Origin of the sequence: Halomonas tibetensis (genome assembly GCF_042643535.1) — a bacterium.
Classification (GTDB): domain Bacteria; phylum Pseudomonadota; class Gammaproteobacteria; order Pseudomonadales; family Halomonadaceae; genus Halomonas; species Halomonas tibetensis.
The window spans coordinates 83,499-98,037 of sequence record NZ_JBHRSQ010000009.1; the positions used below are offsets into that span (position 1 = coordinate 83,499).

The 14,539-nt window shown below is 66.3% G+C and carries 16 protein-coding genes; 7 read left to right on the forward strand and 9 right to left on the reverse strand.

What is annotated here, in order from left to right; translation table 11 throughout:
• Positions 1-2: 2 nt before the first annotated feature.
• The 4 genes from ACFODV_RS06675 to ACFODV_RS06690 all read left to right on the forward strand — a co-directional run bounded on the left by ACFODV_RS06675 (position 3) and on the right by ACFODV_RS06690 (position 3,147).
• Entirely contained in the window at positions 3-845 is an 843-nt protein-coding gene (locus tag ACFODV_RS06675; RefSeq protein ID WP_379756564.1) for an IclR family transcriptional regulator domain-containing protein, read from the forward strand.
• A complete protein-coding gene (locus ACFODV_RS06680; RefSeq protein WP_379756567.1) occupies positions 842-1,360 on the forward strand; it encodes an Lcl C-terminal domain-containing protein in 519 nt (172 codons plus the stop codon). Before ACFODV_RS06675 ends, ACFODV_RS06680 begins: the two co-directional genes overlap by 4 nt.
• A gap of 63 nt (positions 1,361-1,423) precedes the next feature.
• Positions 1,424-2,452: an aspartate carbamoyltransferase gene (pyrB, locus tag ACFODV_RS06685; RefSeq protein ID WP_379756570.1), complete on the forward strand. Its 1,029-nt coding sequence runs from the start codon at positions 1,424-1,426 to the stop codon at positions 2,450-2,452.
• Positions 2,453-2,517: 65 nt separating this feature from the next.
• Positions 2,518-3,147: a hypothetical protein gene (locus ACFODV_RS06690; protein ID WP_379756573.1), complete on the forward strand. Its 630-nt coding sequence runs from the start codon at positions 2,518-2,520 to the stop codon at positions 3,145-3,147.
• Positions 3,148-3,156: 9 nt separating this feature from the next.
• Here the strand turns inward: ACFODV_RS06690 and ruvX are convergent, their stop codons facing one another.
• The 8 genes from ruvX to ACFODV_RS06730 all read right to left on the reverse strand — a co-directional run bounded on the left by ruvX (position 3,157) and on the right by ACFODV_RS06730 (position 8,766).
• Positions 3,157-3,600 carry a Holliday junction resolvase RuvX gene (gene ruvX, locus ACFODV_RS06695; protein ID WP_379756576.1) on the reverse strand — a complete coding sequence of 148 codons (444 nt, stop codon included), beginning with the start codon at positions 3,598-3,600 and terminating at the stop codon, positions 3,157-3,159.
• Positions 3,601-3,631: 31 nt separating this feature from the next.
• On the reverse strand, positions 3,632-4,195 hold the full coding sequence (locus ACFODV_RS06700) for a YqgE/AlgH family protein (protein ID WP_379756579.1): 564 nt from the start codon (positions 4,193-4,195) through the stop codon (positions 3,632-3,634).
• Positions 4,196-4,213: 18 nt separating this feature from the next.
• Positions 4,214-5,134, reverse strand: coding sequence for an energy transducer TonB (locus ACFODV_RS06705; RefSeq protein ID WP_379756582.1), 921 nt, complete (start codon positions 5,132-5,134; stop codon positions 4,214-4,216).
• A 23-nt stretch (positions 5,135-5,157) separates the two neighbouring features.
• Positions 5,158-6,141 (reverse strand): glutathione synthase, encoded by a 984-nt coding sequence (gshB, locus tag ACFODV_RS06710; RefSeq protein WP_379756585.1) that lies wholly within the window; start codon positions 6,139-6,141, stop codon positions 5,158-5,160.
• A gap of 127 nt (positions 6,142-6,268) precedes the next feature.
• Entirely contained in the window at positions 6,269-6,973 is a 705-nt protein-coding gene (locus tag ACFODV_RS06715; RefSeq protein ID WP_379756588.1) for a CvfB family protein, read from the reverse strand.
• 29 nt (positions 6,974-7,002) lie between these two features.
• Positions 7,003-7,746 carry a 16S rRNA (uracil(1498)-N(3))-methyltransferase gene (locus tag ACFODV_RS06720; protein WP_379756591.1) on the reverse strand — a complete coding sequence of 248 codons (744 nt, stop codon included), beginning with the start codon at positions 7,744-7,746 and terminating at the stop codon, positions 7,003-7,005.
• A 24-nt stretch (positions 7,747-7,770) separates the two neighbouring features.
• The gene (gene secB / locus ACFODV_RS06725) at positions 7,771-8,295 is read right to left on the reverse strand and encodes a protein-export chaperone SecB (protein ID WP_379756594.1); all 525 of its coding nucleotides are present in this window, start codon (positions 8,293-8,295) and stop codon (positions 7,771-7,773) included.
• Positions 8,296-8,343: 48 nt separating this feature from the next.
• Positions 8,344-8,766: a rhodanese-like domain-containing protein gene (locus ACFODV_RS06730; protein WP_379756597.1), complete on the reverse strand. Its 423-nt coding sequence runs from the start codon at positions 8,764-8,766 to the stop codon at positions 8,344-8,346.
• 272 nt (positions 8,767-9,038) lie between these two features.
• On the opposite strand from ACFODV_RS06730, the gene gpmI reads away from it, so the two are divergent.
• From gpmI to ACFODV_RS06745, 3 genes are all read left to right on the forward strand, one after another.
• Positions 9,039-10,625: a 2,3-bisphosphoglycerate-independent phosphoglycerate mutase gene (gpmI, locus tag ACFODV_RS06735; protein ID WP_379756600.1), complete on the forward strand. Its 1,587-nt coding sequence runs from the start codon at positions 9,039-9,041 to the stop codon at positions 10,623-10,625.
• A gap of 17 nt (positions 10,626-10,642) precedes the next feature.
• Positions 10,643-11,803 carry a murein hydrolase activator EnvC family protein gene (locus tag ACFODV_RS06740; protein WP_379756602.1) on the forward strand — a complete coding sequence of 387 codons (1,161 nt, stop codon included), beginning with the start codon at positions 10,643-10,645 and terminating at the stop codon, positions 11,801-11,803.
• A 74-nt stretch (positions 11,804-11,877) separates the two neighbouring features.
• A complete protein-coding gene (locus tag ACFODV_RS06745) occupies positions 11,878-13,173 on the forward strand; it encodes a S41 family peptidase (RefSeq protein WP_379756605.1) in 1,296 nt (431 codons plus the stop codon).
• 22 nt (positions 13,174-13,195) lie between these two features.
• Here the strand turns inward: ACFODV_RS06745 and ACFODV_RS06750 are convergent, their stop codons facing one another.
• Positions 13,196-14,479 (reverse strand): UbiH/UbiF/VisC/COQ6 family ubiquinone biosynthesis hydroxylase, encoded by a 1,284-nt coding sequence (locus tag ACFODV_RS06750; protein WP_379756608.1) that lies wholly within the window; start codon positions 14,477-14,479, stop codon positions 13,196-13,198.
• Between the last annotated feature and the right edge of the window lie 60 nt (positions 14,480-14,539).

The following is a 14,539-nucleotide window of genomic DNA, read 5'->3' on the forward strand; positions in this document are numbered from 1 at the left end:
GGGTGAGCGAGGTCAAGCGCAGGACGGCGGGACGCCCCGCCGGATCGGGAAAGGCCACCGGCGGCCACAGCCAGTCATTGGTGCGAGGGCTTAACCTGCTCGAACGCCTCTCGACGAGCCCCGGAGGTCTGGCGCTCTCGGAACTGGCCGAACAGGCCGACCTCGCTCCCTCCACCACCCACCGTCTGCTGCAAGCCCTCCAGGGCCAGGGCTTCGTCGCTCAGGATAGCGAGCTCGGGGTGTGGAAGATTGACGTCAAGACCTTCCGAATCGGCAACAGCTTCCTCGAAGCACGCGACTTCGTGGCCACCAGCCGCCCTTTCCTTCGTCGCCTCACCGCCTTGACCGGCGAGACCGCCAACCTGGGTATCCGCGATGGCGGCACCGTCGTCTTCCTGGCCCAGAGCGAGTCGTCTCAGATGATGCGCATGATCACAGCGCTGGGCTCCCGAGCGCCGCTGCATGCCTCCGGCATCGGCAAGGCGCTGATGGCCTGGCTGCCCGACGACGAGCTTGAACGCATTCTCGACGAGCAGGGTCTGACCCGCGTTACCGATAACACCCTGAACACGCCCGAGACGCTGCGCGCCGGCCTGGCCGAAATCCGCCGCCAAGGCTTCGCCTGCGATCGCGAGGAACACGCTATCGGCTTGCACTGTGCCGCCGCCTGCCTTCACGACGAGCACGGCATCCCCCTCGCCGCTATCTCAGTCTCGGGCCCAGTGGCGCGCATCCCCGAGACGCGCCTGCTGGAGCTGGGCGCGCTGGTGCGCGAGACCGCCGCTGAGATCACCACCCGGCTGGGTGGACGGGTGCCGGTACACTCTTCTACGACGGATTCATGACACGCATTGCCTGTTGGCTATCCACGCTGGCCGTGGCCGTAGCGCTCACCACCCCAGCCAGTGGCGACTTGATCCCTCAGGGAGAGTGGGTCATTGACACGGATCAGTCACTGGTATGGCAGCGCTGCAGTCGGGGACAAACCTATACCGATGAGCGCTGCGCTGGGGCGGCCAAGCAGGTGAGCTTCCTGGAAGCCCAGGCCGCAGCCAGGGCCCAGCAGAGTCAACAATGCCCTTGGCGGCTGCCCCGCTTCCATGAGCTGAGTGCCCTGCTACAGCCAGACCATGCCGAGCAGGGACTCGCATTGGACACTTTCGCCTTTCCAGACACGCCACCAGGCTGGTATTGGAATCAGGCAAGCGCCGGCGGCCACTCTCAGCAAGATTGCTTCGTGGATTTCGCAGGAATGGGCAGAACACGCTGCAACATGGGCGGTGCCTTTCATCTCAGGCTCGTCATGCCGTTAAGCGCCCTCGAACGGTGCATCCCGCCTACAGGCGCCACCGCCCCGTGAACCCGCTGCCGCGGCGGAGTACACTGTCGGCCGTCCATTCTTCCGCCAGCCGAGGCCGCGCCGATGAGTTCCCACCTGCTCTCCGTCGATTCCCTGAACCGTGACCACGTCGACCATCTGATGCGGGTCGCGGCCCGCATGGAGCCCATCGCCCAGCGTCGCCAGGTCACTCGGGTGCTGGAAGGCGCCGTGCTGGGCAATCTCTTCTTCGAGGCCAGCACCCGCACCCGGGTCAGTTTCAACGCGGCCTTCTGCCGGCTGGGCGGCAGCGTCTGCGACACCACCGGCTTCACCTTCTCTTCCATGGCCAAGGGAGAGTCGCTCTACGATACCAGCCGGGTGATGAGCGGCTACTGCGACGCCATCGTGATGCGCCATCCAGAGCTCGGCTCGGTGGCGGAGTTCGCCGCTGCCACCAATGTGCCCGTGATCAACGGCGGGGATGGCCCCGGAGAACATCCCAGCCAGGCGCTGCTCGACTTCTACACCATCGACAAGGAGTTCACCCGGCTGGGCAGATCGCTTTCCGGCGCTCATGTGCTGATGACCGGCGATCTGAAATTCGGCCGCACGGTGCACTCGCTGATCAAGCTGCTGTCTCTCTATGATCCGCTGCGAATCACCCTGGTGGCGCCGCCGGGACTGGAAATGCCGAGCCACCTGATTGATCTGGTAACCTCTCGAGGCCACCGCGTGGAGCAGCACGACAGCCTGGACAACGACTTCAGCGACGTGGATGTGGTCTATACCACCCGCATCCAGAAAGAGCGCTTCACCGCCGAGATGAGCGAAGGCTTCAGCCTGTCGAGGGACTTCACCGTGGACCGCGCCTTCCTGGATCGGCGTTGCGGCCGCGACACCCTGGTCATGCATCCGCTACCCCGAGACAGCCGCCCGGATGCCAACGATCTGGATGTGGACCTCAACGGCGACCGGCGCCTGGCGATCTTCCGACAGACCGACAATGGCATCCCCGTGCGCATGGCAATCTTCGCCACTCTGCTAGAGGTGGATGACCTGATCGAACAGGACCTGCGTCCTGTGCGCTGGTTCGTGCCGACTCGCACGGGCGTTGAAGATTGCGCGTTCTGACGAGAGGCGCTTCGGCGCGCTTGGCCTATGCTTGATGTCTAACATCAACCCGAGAGGAAAGACCCATGAACCTGCAACGCGCCTATCAACTTCTGGCAGTGTTTTATACCTTGCTGCTGCTGATTGGGGTGATCGCCCTGCTGGCCGGAGGCGGCACTGCTCTGGCCCTGGTGCACCTGGCGGTGGGGGGCCTTGCGGTAGTGGGGCTGTGGGGGTACATCCTGGGGCGTGGTTTCATGGGGCCGAGAATGTGGCGGCCGCTGGCCGGCATACTCGCCGTGGGCGCAGCGGTGCAGCTCGTCGCGCTGCTGTCGATCTCACTGGATGGCATCACGCTGACCTGGATGCTGACCAGCGCCGTCTTCGCGGTACTGCTGGCGGTGCTTCTCTACTACTACGGTGACCGCGACCAGGCACTCTGGGCCTCGCCCGAGGAGCTCGAAGCCGGCCTGCGTCTGGAGACCCTGTTTGAGAGTCAGTCGCGGCTCGAGGCGCGTAAACACGAGGGCAGCCGGGAGGCCAGTGCTCAACTCGTGAAGACGGGCAGCGAGTATCGGGCCAGCGTGACGCGCCGTCATGACGGGCAGCAGGAAAGCTTCGAGGAACGCTTCCACCACCCGGCCACACTGGTCTTCTTCCTCGAGAAGTTTACCGGTCTCTCGGTCGAGGACTTCAGCCGGGCGGATCCGGCCTGAGACCGACGCTCAGCGCCCGGGAAGCCCCTCCCGGGCAGCGAACCAGCGTTCGACGATCAGCACCGCGCTGATGCCGTCGACGCTCTCCTCCCGATAGTTGCCGCGATGCCCGAGTTCTCGAGCGATCACTTTGGCCTCACCGGTGGAACCTCGCTCGTCGACCATCTCGCAGGGAACGCCGAAACGCCCGTACAGGCGTTTCCCGAACTTGCGGGCGCGGGTGCTCATCAGCTGCTCCTCGCCCGCGGCGGTCAGCGGCAGTCCCACCACGAAGATATCGGGCTGCCACTCCTCAACCAGCCGAGCCACCCGGGTCCAGTCGGGAATACCGTCACGAGCCGTGAGAGGGTCGAGTTCGCGGGCACTGGCCAACAGCTCGTTGCCCACCGCCACCCCGATACGCCGTGTGCCGAAGTCGAACCCAAGCACCAGCCGCTCACCGGCCCTCACCATCAGCGTCGCCCTGACATCAACGGCAACGGCATCAGGAGTGCCCTGCTTCGCGGGTCATCAGGTTAAGATCGACGCCAAGAATACCGGCGGCCGCCAGTAGACGCTGCTCCGGCGGTACCTCGAAGAGAATATCGGAGCGCCCCTCCACGGTGAGCCAGGCGTTTTCGAGGATCTCCTGCTCCAGCTGGCCAGCCTCCCAGCCGGCACAGCCCAGACAGACCAGAAAGTCCTCGGGACCCTCGCCCGCGGCCAGGGCCTGGAGCATGTCCATTGAGGTGGTCAGGGACAGCGCTTCGGTAACCTGGATGCTGGAGTCCCAGCGGGTGCTGGCACCGCGATGCAGAATGAAGCCGCGGTCCTTGTGTACCGGGCCACCGTAGTAGACCGGCGCATTGCGATGGGGACTCTCCTCACCGCCCAGCTCCAACTGCTCGAAGAGCGACTCCAGCGTCAGCTCAAGTGGCCGGTTGACAATGACCCCCATGGTACCGTTCTCGTCGTGGTCGCACAGGTAGCTGAGGCTCCCGGCGAAGTTGGGGTCTTCCAGGTGCGGCATCGCCAGCAGGAAGTGGTCCTTCAAACCGAAATGTTGCATAAGACTCCCCGGCGGGTCCTATCGCACGCCGTAGTGATTGCCTTGGCCGAACCGCCAGACACGAGTGATGGAGAGGCTATCCAGGCTGCCCATACCCGCGTCGAAGGGACGATAGGGTGAGGCCCCGCGCACGGTATCCAATGCGGCCTGGTCGAGTTCGGCATGTCCCGACGATTGTACCACCTCCGCCTGGCGAAGCCTGCCGTCACGACCGATCACCACGCGGATGCGCAGCTGTCCCTGGAGGTGGCGCGGCGCCGGATGCACCCGGTTGCCGTAGTCTTCTACCCGGCGGGTCCAGTCGTCGATATAGCGGGCCTCGGCGGCACGCTGGGCGGCCAGCTGCGGGCTGTCGCCGGCGGGACCCGACGCCTCCAGGCTGAGGCCCTGCTCACGGATACTGCGGGTGGCCTGAGCCAGCAGGTCGCGGCCCGACGCCGATGGGGCCGTGGCACTTGGCGGAGCCGCGGCGTCCGCCGCTTGGGGGGCGCTCTCGCGAGGCTCCGGAGGGGTATCGAGCGCCTGCTCGCTCTCGGCGGCGGGCGGCGACTGTTCGTCGGGGCGTGCCTCGGGCTCGACCCGCGCCTGTTCCGGCTCGGCCGGGGTGGCCGGATCCACGTCGCTGGCACTCTCCTGCACCGGCGGCAGCTCCTCCATAGGCGCCGCGCGAGACTCCGCCGGTGCCTCCTCCTGTTGTTCACCAGCGGCCTGCTGGTCGGCCTCGGCGATAGCGTCGGCTGTCACCGGCGCCTCGGCAGGGCGGGTCACCAGCACCACATCAAGGCTCGAGCGCGGGGCGGGTGGCGCGGCGAACTGCCAGCTGGCCACTACGCCGATCACTGCTAGATGCAGCAGCAGCGCCAGCGACCAGGCCAGCCAGCGGCGGTAAAGCCGGGTGACGGGCGCATACTGGATGGGATCGCTGACATGAAAGGTCATGGGCAGGCTCCCGGCCCCTTGTGTTATACCCGCTGTCCAGGCGCCCGCTGAGCGGCGAGCCGTCGCTCGATGGCGTCGAGCAGCAGCCCGGCAATATCGGTGCCCCGCTGGTCGTCAATCTCGCGGACGCAGGTGGGGCTGGTGACGTTTATCTCGGTGATATAGTCACCGATCACGTCGAGGCCGACGAACATCAGCCCCTTGTCGCGGATCATCGGCTGCACCTGGCCGATCAGCCAGTGGTCGCGCTCGGTGAGTTCGCGGCTGATTCCCGTGCCGCCGGCGGCCAGGTTACCGCGGGTCTCGCCGGCCATGGGCACCCGGGCGAGACCGAAGGGTACCGGCTCTCCGTCCACCAGCAGGATGCGGGTATCGCCGTCACTGATTTCGGGAATATAGCGCTGGGCCATAATCTGACGGCGACCGCGTTCGGTCAGGGTCTCGATGATAGCGCCGATATTGCGTCCCTCGGGGCTCACATGAAAGATCCCGCTGCCGCCCATGCCGTCCAGGGGCTTGAAGATCACGTCCTGATGTTCGGCGTGGAAGGTGCGCAGCTCGGGTTCGCTGCAGGAGACCAGAGTCGGCGTGCAGCACTGGGGGAACTGCTGGGCGAAGAGCTTCTCGTTGCACTCGAGCAGCGCCCGGGTGGGATTGACCACCAGCACCCCCTCGCGCTCGGCGAAGCCGAGCAGGTGCACGGCATTCAGAAAGTGGGCGTCCACCGGTGGATCCTTGCGCATCAGAATCACGTCGAGCTCGGCCAGGGGACGCGCCTCGGGCTCGCCGAGATCAAACCAGTGGGCCGGATCGCGATGCACCTCGAGATCCCGCAGGCGGCCGTAGGACCGGCCATCGCGCAGAAAGAGGTCCTCCTGCTCCAGGTAGTGCAGCGTGGCACCGCGCTCCTGGGCGGCCCACAGCATGGCAAGGGTGGTGTCCTTCTTGTAGGCGATGTGGGCGATGGTGTCCATCACCACGCCGATCTTCAGCGCGCGTTCGCTCATGACGTCGGGTTTCCGGTCAAGGGTATGAATGCGGCCAGTATGCCGCAGGGATATCGCGTCCACCAAGGCGGTTAGCCGGGTCACCGAGGACTCTTACCCGAGGCAATAAAGCTCGAGGCTGTTCCGGCTACTCGCCCCCGGGCACCAACCGGATGCCGGTAGGCTCCAGGGTGATCCGTTGCTGCTTGTAGAGCCGGCCAGTGGCCTGCTTGAAGGCGCTCTTGCTCACTCCCAGCCGCGCCTTGATCTCGGCGGCGTCGCTCTTGTCGCCCAAGGGCAGGTAGCCACCGCTCTCGCGCAGTACCTTGAGCACCGTTTCCCCTACCACGTCCAGGCGCGCCGAGCCCGGCGGCAGTAGCGACAGATCCAGGCGGCCATCCTCACGCAAACGCTTCACATAGCCGGTCAGGCGCTGGCCACGGCGCAGTGGGCGGGTGATGTCATCGCGAAAGAGCAACCCCCAGCAGCGGTGGTCGACCACCGCCTTGAGGCCGAGGTCGGTCTGATCGGCGATCACCAGGGTTACCTCGTCGCCTGCCGCCAGGCCCTCGGCCTCGTCGGCAATAAAACGATCGAGTTTCTGGGAAGCGACCGGTCGGCCCTGCTGATCCTCATAGATCCTCACCAGCACCCGCTTGCCCACGCTGGGTCGGAAGCGCTGCTCGCCATAGGGCAGGAGCAGGTCCTTGGGATGTCCCCAGTCGAGGAAGGCGCCGGTCTCGTTGACGGTGACCACCTCCAGGTAGGCCACCTCGCCCACCGCGGTGTGCGGGGCTTGATAGCACCTGCCGGGAGCGGGGCGGTCGGTGCGACTGTCGCGGAAATCGGACATGGAGGGTTCCTCTAGAAGGTGGCCGAAGCTTAAAGGTCGCCGAAGCGGTACTGCAGCAGGCTGAGTGCCACCACCGGGGCAGTCTCTGTCCGCAGGATGCGCGGTCCCAGCGAAAGCGGCGCGAAGCCCCGGGTCCGGGCGGCGTCGACCTCGACCTTGGTGAGCCCTCCCTCCGGGCCGATCACCAGGGCCACGCTGGCCGGGACAGCCTCGCACTCCAGCAGGGCCTTGGCCTCGGAATCGGTGGCCGGGTGCAGCACCAGACGTAGCGCTTCGTCGCGTTCGGCCAACCAGTCGGCCAGCGCCAAGGGGGGATGCACCGGCGGCACCTGGGCGCGCCCGCACTGCTCGCAGGCGCTGATCGCCACCGCCTGCCAGTGGGCGAGTTTCTTGACCTCACGCTCGCCCCTTAGGCGCACGTCGCCATGCTCGGTGTAAAGCGGCGTGATGGCCGCCACCCCCAGTTCGACGGCCTTCTGGATGGCGTAGTCCATGCGATCGCCCTTGGAGATCGCCTGGCCAAGATGGACGATCAGAGGAGACTCGCCCTGACCGTTGACGACCGACTCGATGCGAACCACCACCCGCTTGCGGGAGGCCTCAACCAGCACCGCACTGGCCTCGAGCCCCCTGCCGTCGAACAAGCGCAGCGGTGCGCCCTCACCCAGCCGCAGTACCCGCACCACGTGGCGGGCAGGGCCTACTGGCAGAACGACGTCGCCGCCGACGATAAAGTCGGCGGCGACGTGGATACGCGGTGCTTTCTTTATCATCACCACTGGACCACCGGCGATTCGTTACTGAGTGGTCTGGGCACCCTGCTGCTGGGCCTGCTCGGCCTCGCGCTTCTTCTTCTGGGCGTAGATCGCCTCGAAGTTGACCGGCGCCAGCATCAGGGGCGGGAAGCCACCGCGATTGACCAGGTTATCGACGCACTCGCGGGCGTAAGGGAACAGCACGTTGGGGCAGAAGGCACCCAGAGTGTGGTCCAGCTGAGCGCCCTCGATCCCGGCGATGCGGAACAGTCCCGCCTGCTCGATCTCGGCCAGGAACGAGGTGGTACCCTCCTCGCTGTGCGTCACCTGGGCGGTTACCTTGATTACCACTTCATAGAGCCCCTCGCCCACCTGTTGACTGGACGTATTGAGATCCAGGCCGACCTTGGGCTTGAAGGGCTGCTGAAAGACCGCAGGCGAATTGGGCGCCTCGAAGGAAAGGTCCTTCACGTAGATCCGCTGCACGGAGAACTGCAGCTGGGGCTTGTCCTGCTGATCGGCCGCCGGGTTGCCGGCAGCGGCGCTCTGGTTGTTCTCTTCCGCCATGGGAAAGGTCCTTTGACTCGATAAACGAAGTTGGTGCGATAAGTGAGATTACTTGCGCACGACCGGCAGGCTGTCGGCCTGCCACTGCATCATGCCGCCCTTGAGCTTTAGCACACGGGGATAGCCGCCCTTGAGAAGCTTGGCCACGGTCGTCCCCGCCGTCTGGCCAGACTTGCAGACCACGATAATCGGCTTCTCCTTGACCTTATGGAGTTCCCCCATGCGCTCGTCGATGCGGCTCTGAGGGATGTTGCGGGCCCCGGCAATGTGGCCGGCCTTGAAGGCGTCGGCATCGCGTGTATCCACCACGACGGCATCCTCGCGGTTGATCAGCTGAGTCGCCTCAAGGGAGGTCACGCCGTTGGCACTGCTGTTGCGAACCTCGTAGAGGATCCAGGCGGTCAGCACCAACAGGAAGGCGCCCACCAGCAGCGGGTGATTCTGCACGAATTCAAACAGCTGATCGATCATGGGTCCAGATAACTCTTGTCTCGGTGCACGAAGGGGAAAGGCCGGGGCCATAAGGGCCCGCCGAATGAACGGCGTTTAGTATACACGACGTCCTGCGGGGTGCGGCCGGCAATGACGCCCGGCGGCGCCATGCGATATGATGCCGCAAACCGCCATCTGTCGCGACCCCACCCTTATGTCGTCTGCCTTCTCGGGCAGACTACGGCAAAGCGCCTGCGCCGCGAGCCGCCCAGGGCATGGAGGTGTCGACCGCAACGCCAGAGGATAGCCCCATGACCCAACCCGCAAGCCAGAGCATACCTCGCCCTGTCGCCCTGATCATCCTGGACGGCTATGGCCACAACCCCGACGCCGCCCACAACGCCGTGCTGGCGGCCAGCACTCCGGTGATGGACCGCCTGCAGCGAGACTGCCCCGCCACCCTGATTCACACCGATGGCCGCCACGTGGGCTTGCCGGAAGGCCAGATGGGCAACTCCGAGGTGGGCCACATGAACCTGGGCGCCGGACGCGTGGTGTACCAGGACTTCACCCGCATCACCAAAGCGGTCGAGGACGGCGATCTGGACACCATTGCCGCCCTGACCGCGCCCATCGATGCTGCCATCGCGGCGGGCCGCGCGGTGCACCTGCTGGGGCTGCTATCACCGGGCGGCGTGCACAGCCACGACGATCATTTCATCGCCATGGCCGAACTGGCCGCTCGCCGTGGTGCGCAGCGCATCTATATCCACGGCTTCCTGGACGGCCGCGACATGCCACCCAAAAGCGCCCTGGCGTCGCTGGAGCGCGCCAATCAGCGGCTCTCCGAACTGGTCGGTGCCGACCACGGCTTCGTCGCCTCCATCATCGGCCGCTACTATGCCATGGACCGTGACAACCGCTGGGACCGCGTCGAGAAGGCCTATCGCCTCCTCACCGAGGGCGTCGGCGAATTCGCAGCGGCCAGCGCCGAGGAAGGCCTGCGTGCCGCCTACGAGCGGGGCGAAACCGACGAGTTCGTCGCCGCCACCAGCATCCGACCCGCCGGTGCCCTGGTGGTGCTGGAGGACGGCGATGCCGCCATCTTCATGAACTTCCGCGCCGACCGCGCCCGGGAGCTGACTCGCGCCTTCGTTCAGGCCGACTTCAACGGCTTCGAGCGACGCGTCTGCCCGCGGCTCGCCGCCGAGGGCCTGGTGATGCTGACCCAATATGCCGCCGACATCCCCGCTCCCGCCGCCTTTCCGCCAGCAGGGCTGACCAACACCCTGGGCGAAGTAGTAGCCAACCGCGGCCTGACTCAGCTGCGCATCGCCGAGACCGAGAAATACCCCCACGTCACCTTCTTCTTCTCGGGCGGCCAGGAAGCTGAGTACCCTGGTGAAACCCGCATCCTGGTGCCGTCGCCACGGGACGTGAAAACCTACGACGAGAAACCGGAAATGAGCGCCGTCGAGGTCACTGACCGCCTGGTGGCGGCCATCGCATCCGGCGCCCACGACCTGATCATCTGCAACTACGCCAACGGCGATATGGTGGGCCACACCGGCGACTTCGACGCGGCGGTAAAGGCCATCGAGGCGGTAGACGGCTGCGTGGGCCGAGTCGTCGAGGCAATTGAAAAGGTGGGTGGCGCCTGCCTGGTCACTGCCGACCACGGCAACGCCGAGCAGATGGTCAACCCCGAGACCGGCAACCCCCAGACCGCTCACACCACCTTCGAGGTGCCGCTGATCTATGTGGGCCCACGCTCGGCCCGGATGAAGAGTGACGGCAGCCTGTGCGACATCGCCCCGACCCTGCTGAGCCTGATGAACCAGCCGGTACCCGAGGAAATGACCGGTCGGGTGCTTATCGACTTCGACGCGGCCTCCTGAAGAGGGCCGGCCCGCCCATGGCCAGCCCCACCTGCCTGCCCCGAGGAGCCTTACAGATAGCTGCGGCACTGCTGGCCCTCTGTCTGGCCGCGCCGCTGGCCGCCAAGCCCAGCGAGCAGGCGGCGCGGGAGCGTCTCGACGCCATCGGCAACGAGATCCAGGGCGCCTCACGGCGCCTTTCCACTACGCGCGAAGCTCAGGCGGAAGCCAGCCAGGGGCTTCGCCGAGTGGAGACGGCCCTGGCCGACACCCATCGCCGCCTCGATACCCTTCAGGCCGAGCGAAACACGCTTGGGGATGAGATCATCTCCCTGGAGCATCGACGCGACCTGCTGGAAGCGGAGCGAACCGACCAGGTCGCCGCCATTAACATTCAGCTCGACGCTCTCTATCGCCTTGGCCGCAGCCCTCAGCTCAAGCTGCTGCTCAACCAGGACGATCCCGCCCGCCTCGACCGCCTGCAGCACTACCTCAACCAGCTGGCCCGGGCCCGCAACGCGCGCCTGGATGAACTGGCCCGATTGAATACCGCCCTGGGAGAAACTCGCCGCGATCTCGAGGCCCGCGGCGAGCGTTTGAACGCTCTCGCTTCGGAGCTCGCCGCCCGTTCCAGCGATCTGGCGAACCAGATGCGCGAGCGCGCGGAGCTGGTGGCCGAACTCGATGGCCGCTACGTCAGCGAGCAGGCTCGCCTCGCGGAACTGGAGCAGGACAGGGCCCACGCCGAGCGAGTGCTGCGCCAGGTACAGGAGGAGCTGGCGCGGCTCGATCGCCCTCCCCCTTCTACCGCCATCGAGCAGACCCGTGGCGACCTGCCCTGGCCGGTCCAGGGTAGCGTTGCGTCTCGCTTCCGGGCCGGCGACGGCGTGCACCGCAACGGCATCCTGATCCAGGCCGCAGAGGGCACGCCGGTCCGGGTCGTGCATGCCGGACGCGTCGTCTTCGCCGACTGGATGCGCGGATTCGGCAACCTGCTTATCGTCGACCATGGAGACCAGATGATGACGCTGCATGCCCACCTGCAGCACTTTGGCGTGCAGGTAGGCCAGGCCGTCTCCCGGGGCGACGTGTTAGGGGCGGTAGGGAACAGCGGCGGCCACCATCGCCCGGCCCTCTACTTCGAGGTGCGCCGCGGCGGCGATCCCATCGATCCCCAGTCATGGATCGCTACGCGCTGAGCGACACGCTATTTCCCTGCCCGGGGCCGGCGGGCTATGCTGGGCCCTTACCGTCCCGGAACAGCGGAGATCGCATGACCCCAGCGCTTCCCATGCCTGGCAGGGCCGGCCTCGCCCTCTCGCCGCGCCGCCTCCTGGCCTCGCTGCTTCCCGTCGCCCTGCTGGCGCTCCCTCTTCCTGCCATCAGCGCAGTGAACGATGACCTGCCGGTGGAGGAAATCCAGACCTTCGCCGAGGTGTTCGAACGCATCAAACGCGCCTATGTGGAGGAAGTGGGCGATGCCACCCTGCTGCGCAACGCCATGCGAGGCATGCTCAGCGAGCTCGATCCCCACTCCGCCTATCTGGATCGCGAAGAGTTCCAGAGCCTGCGCGAGTCGACCCAGGGCGAGTTCGGCGGAATAGGCATCGAGGTGGGGGTGGAGGACGGCCAGCTGATGGTGATCACCCCCATCGACGATACCCCGGCCTCCCGCGCCGGACTCCAGGCCCGCGACCAGATTCTGCGTATCGACGACACGCCCACCGAGCGCCTGTCGCTTCAGGAGGCGGTCAACCTGATGCGAGGCGAGCCGGGCACCCCCATCGAGCTGACCGTACAGCGCCGCGGCGAGAGCGCAGCGCGTACCGTCACACTCACCAGGGAAGTCATTCGCACCGAGAGCGTGCGCAGCGAGTTGCTGGAACCCGGCTTCGGCTACCTGCGGATCAGCCAGTTCCAGAGTCGTACCGGCGATCAGGTCGGCGAGCACATCCGCCGTCTGGAACGCGACGCGCCGCTATCCGGTCTGGTGCTCGACCTGCGCAATAATCCTGGCGGGGTGCTGCAAGCAGCGGTGGGCGTGGCCGATGCCTTCCTCGAGGATGGCCTGATCGTCTATACCGAAGGGCGCCTGGCAGACACCGAGATGCAGTTTCGCGCCAACCTCGAAACCGCCGCACCCAGCGTACCGCTGGTGGTGCTGATCAACGGCGGCAGCGCCTCGGCGGCGGAGATTGTCGCCGGCGCCCTGCAGGACCAGCGTCGCGCGGTGGTGATGGGCACCGAAAGCTTCGGCAAGGGCTCGGTGCAGCAGATCATGCCGCTCGGCAACGGAGAGGGGCTCAAGCTCACCACCGCGCTCTACTACACTCCCAACGGTCGCTCGATTCAGGCCCAGGGCATCGAGCCCGATGTGCAGGTGGTGCGCGGTCGAGTGGAGGTAACGGAGAGCGGTCGGCAGGTACGCGAGGCGGACCTGGAGGGCCACCTGCGCTCTCAGGAGGCCCCGCGGGAGCGCACCGAGTTGAGTGAGAGACTGCGCGAGGATTATCAGCTCGGTGAGGCTCTCAACCTGCTCAAGGCGCTCAACGTACTAAGCAGACGCTGACGCGACTCGACACCGGCGGCCATCAGCGGCAGGAGACCGGCAGCCGCCCCCGATGACCCATGGCCTGCTGCAACATTAATCTCTTGAGGGGGGTGAGCCGGTCCACGGCTCCCAGCCCCATGTTGCGTGCCAGCGTCAGCGCGGGGTGGCGTGCACCGAACAGCAGCCGAAAGCCACTCATCAGCGCCAGCATGCCGGCATTATCACCGCGCCGGCGACGCGCGTAACGGGACAGCCAGCGTTCATTGCTCAGCGCTACGCCACGGCTGCGCGCCAACAGCAGCTCCTCGGCCAGCACAGCCGCATCCATCAGCCCCAGGTTCACTCCCTGGCCGGCCAACGGGTGAATGCTGTGGGCGGCATCCCCTACCAGCGCAAGGCCGGGCAGCACATAGCGCTGCGCGTGGCGCTGCACCAGCGGGAAGGCCACCGCCCTGTCGACCACCGTCACCCCACCGAGTCGATGCCCGATGGCCGCAGCCAGCTCTTCTCCCAGTGCCTCGGTCGACAGCTCCTGCAGACGCTCAGCCTCTTCCGGCGAGGTAGACCAGACGATCGAGCAGTGGTGACGCTCACCGCCCAGGCGCAGCGGGAGGAAGGCCAGGGGGCCGGTCCGCAAGAAGGCCTGGCGAGCCACATCCCCGTGGGGCCGCTCTACCTTTACCGTGGTCACCACTGCCATATGGCCGGTTTCGTGTGCGTCGACGTCGATGCCGGCAAGCTCGCGCAGCGGCGAGCGGGCCCCATCGGCGCCCACCACAAGCGGCGCCACCAGCCGGCGGCCATCCGCCAGGTGGACGCACCGATCTCCATCGGCCGATTCCACCAGCCCGGTCACCCGGGCACCCAGCACCACCCTGACCGATGCCAGCGCTTTCAGACCTCGTTCCAGGGCGGCCTGGGTCACCTCATTTTCGACAATATGGCCCAGCCTGGCGACGCCGGCCTGCTCGGCGGAGAAGCTGACTTCACCCGTCCCTTCGGCGTCCCATACCTGCATGAAGCGGTAGGGACTGACGCGACGAGCCGCCATCCACTCCCAGGCGCCCAGCCCCTCAAGCAACTTTCGAGAAACCGGCGTCAGCGCGCTGACCCGCATGCCAGGATGTCCAAGCCCCACCGTCTCGGGGTCCAGCAAGGCGTCACGGGCATCCACCAGCACTACTTTTACGCCGGCCTCGCCCAGCAGGCAGGCCAGTGCCGTCCCCACCATGCCGGCGCCGACGATCACTACGTCAGCGATCTCCTCGGGGGCCGCGGCCTCTCGGCAAGTCTCGTTGTCGGTACTCTCCATTGGTACATCCATTGGTACATCCATTGTCATCTTCTTAACCTCTTTCTGGTCCGGAACGCTCATGGCGGCCCC

Excerpts from the sequence above, each read along its gene's own strand:
- ACFODV_RS06680 (WP_379756567.1), top strand. The coding sequence starts at position 842 with ATGACACGCATTGCCTGTTGGCTATCCACGCTGGCCGTGGCCGTAGCG.
- pyrB (WP_379756570.1), top strand. The coding sequence starts at position 1,424 with ATGAGTTCCCACCTGCTCTCCGTCGATTCCCTGAACCGTGACCACGTC.
- ACFODV_RS06690 (WP_379756573.1), top strand. The coding sequence starts at position 2,518 with ATGAACCTGCAACGCGCCTATCAACTTCTGGCAGTGTTTTATACCTTG.
- ruvX (WP_379756576.1), bottom strand. The coding sequence starts at position 3,600 with ATGGTGAGGGCCGGTGAGCGGCTGGTGCTTGGGTTCGACTTCGGCACA.
- ACFODV_RS06700 (WP_379756579.1), bottom strand. The coding sequence starts at position 4,195 with ATGCAACATTTCGGTTTGAAGGACCACTTCCTGCTGGCGATGCCGCAC.
- ACFODV_RS06705 (WP_379756582.1), bottom strand. The coding sequence starts at position 5,134 with ATGACCTTTCATGTCAGCGATCCCATCCAGTATGCGCCCGTCACCCGG.
- gshB (WP_379756585.1), bottom strand. The coding sequence starts at position 6,141 with ATGAGCGAACGCGCGCTGAAGATCGGCGTGGTGATGGACACCATCGCC.
- ACFODV_RS06715 (WP_379756588.1), bottom strand. The coding sequence starts at position 6,973 with ATGTCCGATTTCCGCGACAGTCGCACCGACCGCCCCGCTCCCGGCAGG.
- ACFODV_RS06720 (WP_379756591.1), bottom strand. The coding sequence starts at position 7,746 with ATGATAAAGAAAGCACCGCGTATCCACGTCGCCGCCGACTTTATCGTC.
- secB (WP_379756594.1), bottom strand. The coding sequence starts at position 8,295 with ATGGCGGAAGAGAACAACCAGAGCGCCGCTGCCGGCAACCCGGCGGCC.
- ACFODV_RS06730 (WP_379756597.1), bottom strand. The coding sequence starts at position 8,766 with ATGATCGATCAGCTGTTTGAATTCGTGCAGAATCACCCGCTGCTGGTG.
- gpmI (WP_379756600.1), top strand. The coding sequence starts at position 9,039 with ATGACCCAACCCGCAAGCCAGAGCATACCTCGCCCTGTCGCCCTGATC.
- ACFODV_RS06740 (WP_379756602.1), top strand. The coding sequence starts at position 10,643 with ATGGCCAGCCCCACCTGCCTGCCCCGAGGAGCCTTACAGATAGCTGCG.
- ACFODV_RS06745 (WP_379756605.1), top strand. The coding sequence starts at position 11,878 with ATGACCCCAGCGCTTCCCATGCCTGGCAGGGCCGGCCTCGCCCTCTCG.
- ACFODV_RS06750 (WP_379756608.1), bottom strand. The coding sequence starts at position 14,479 with ATGGATGTACCAATGGAGAGTACCGACAACGAGACTTGCCGAGAGGCC.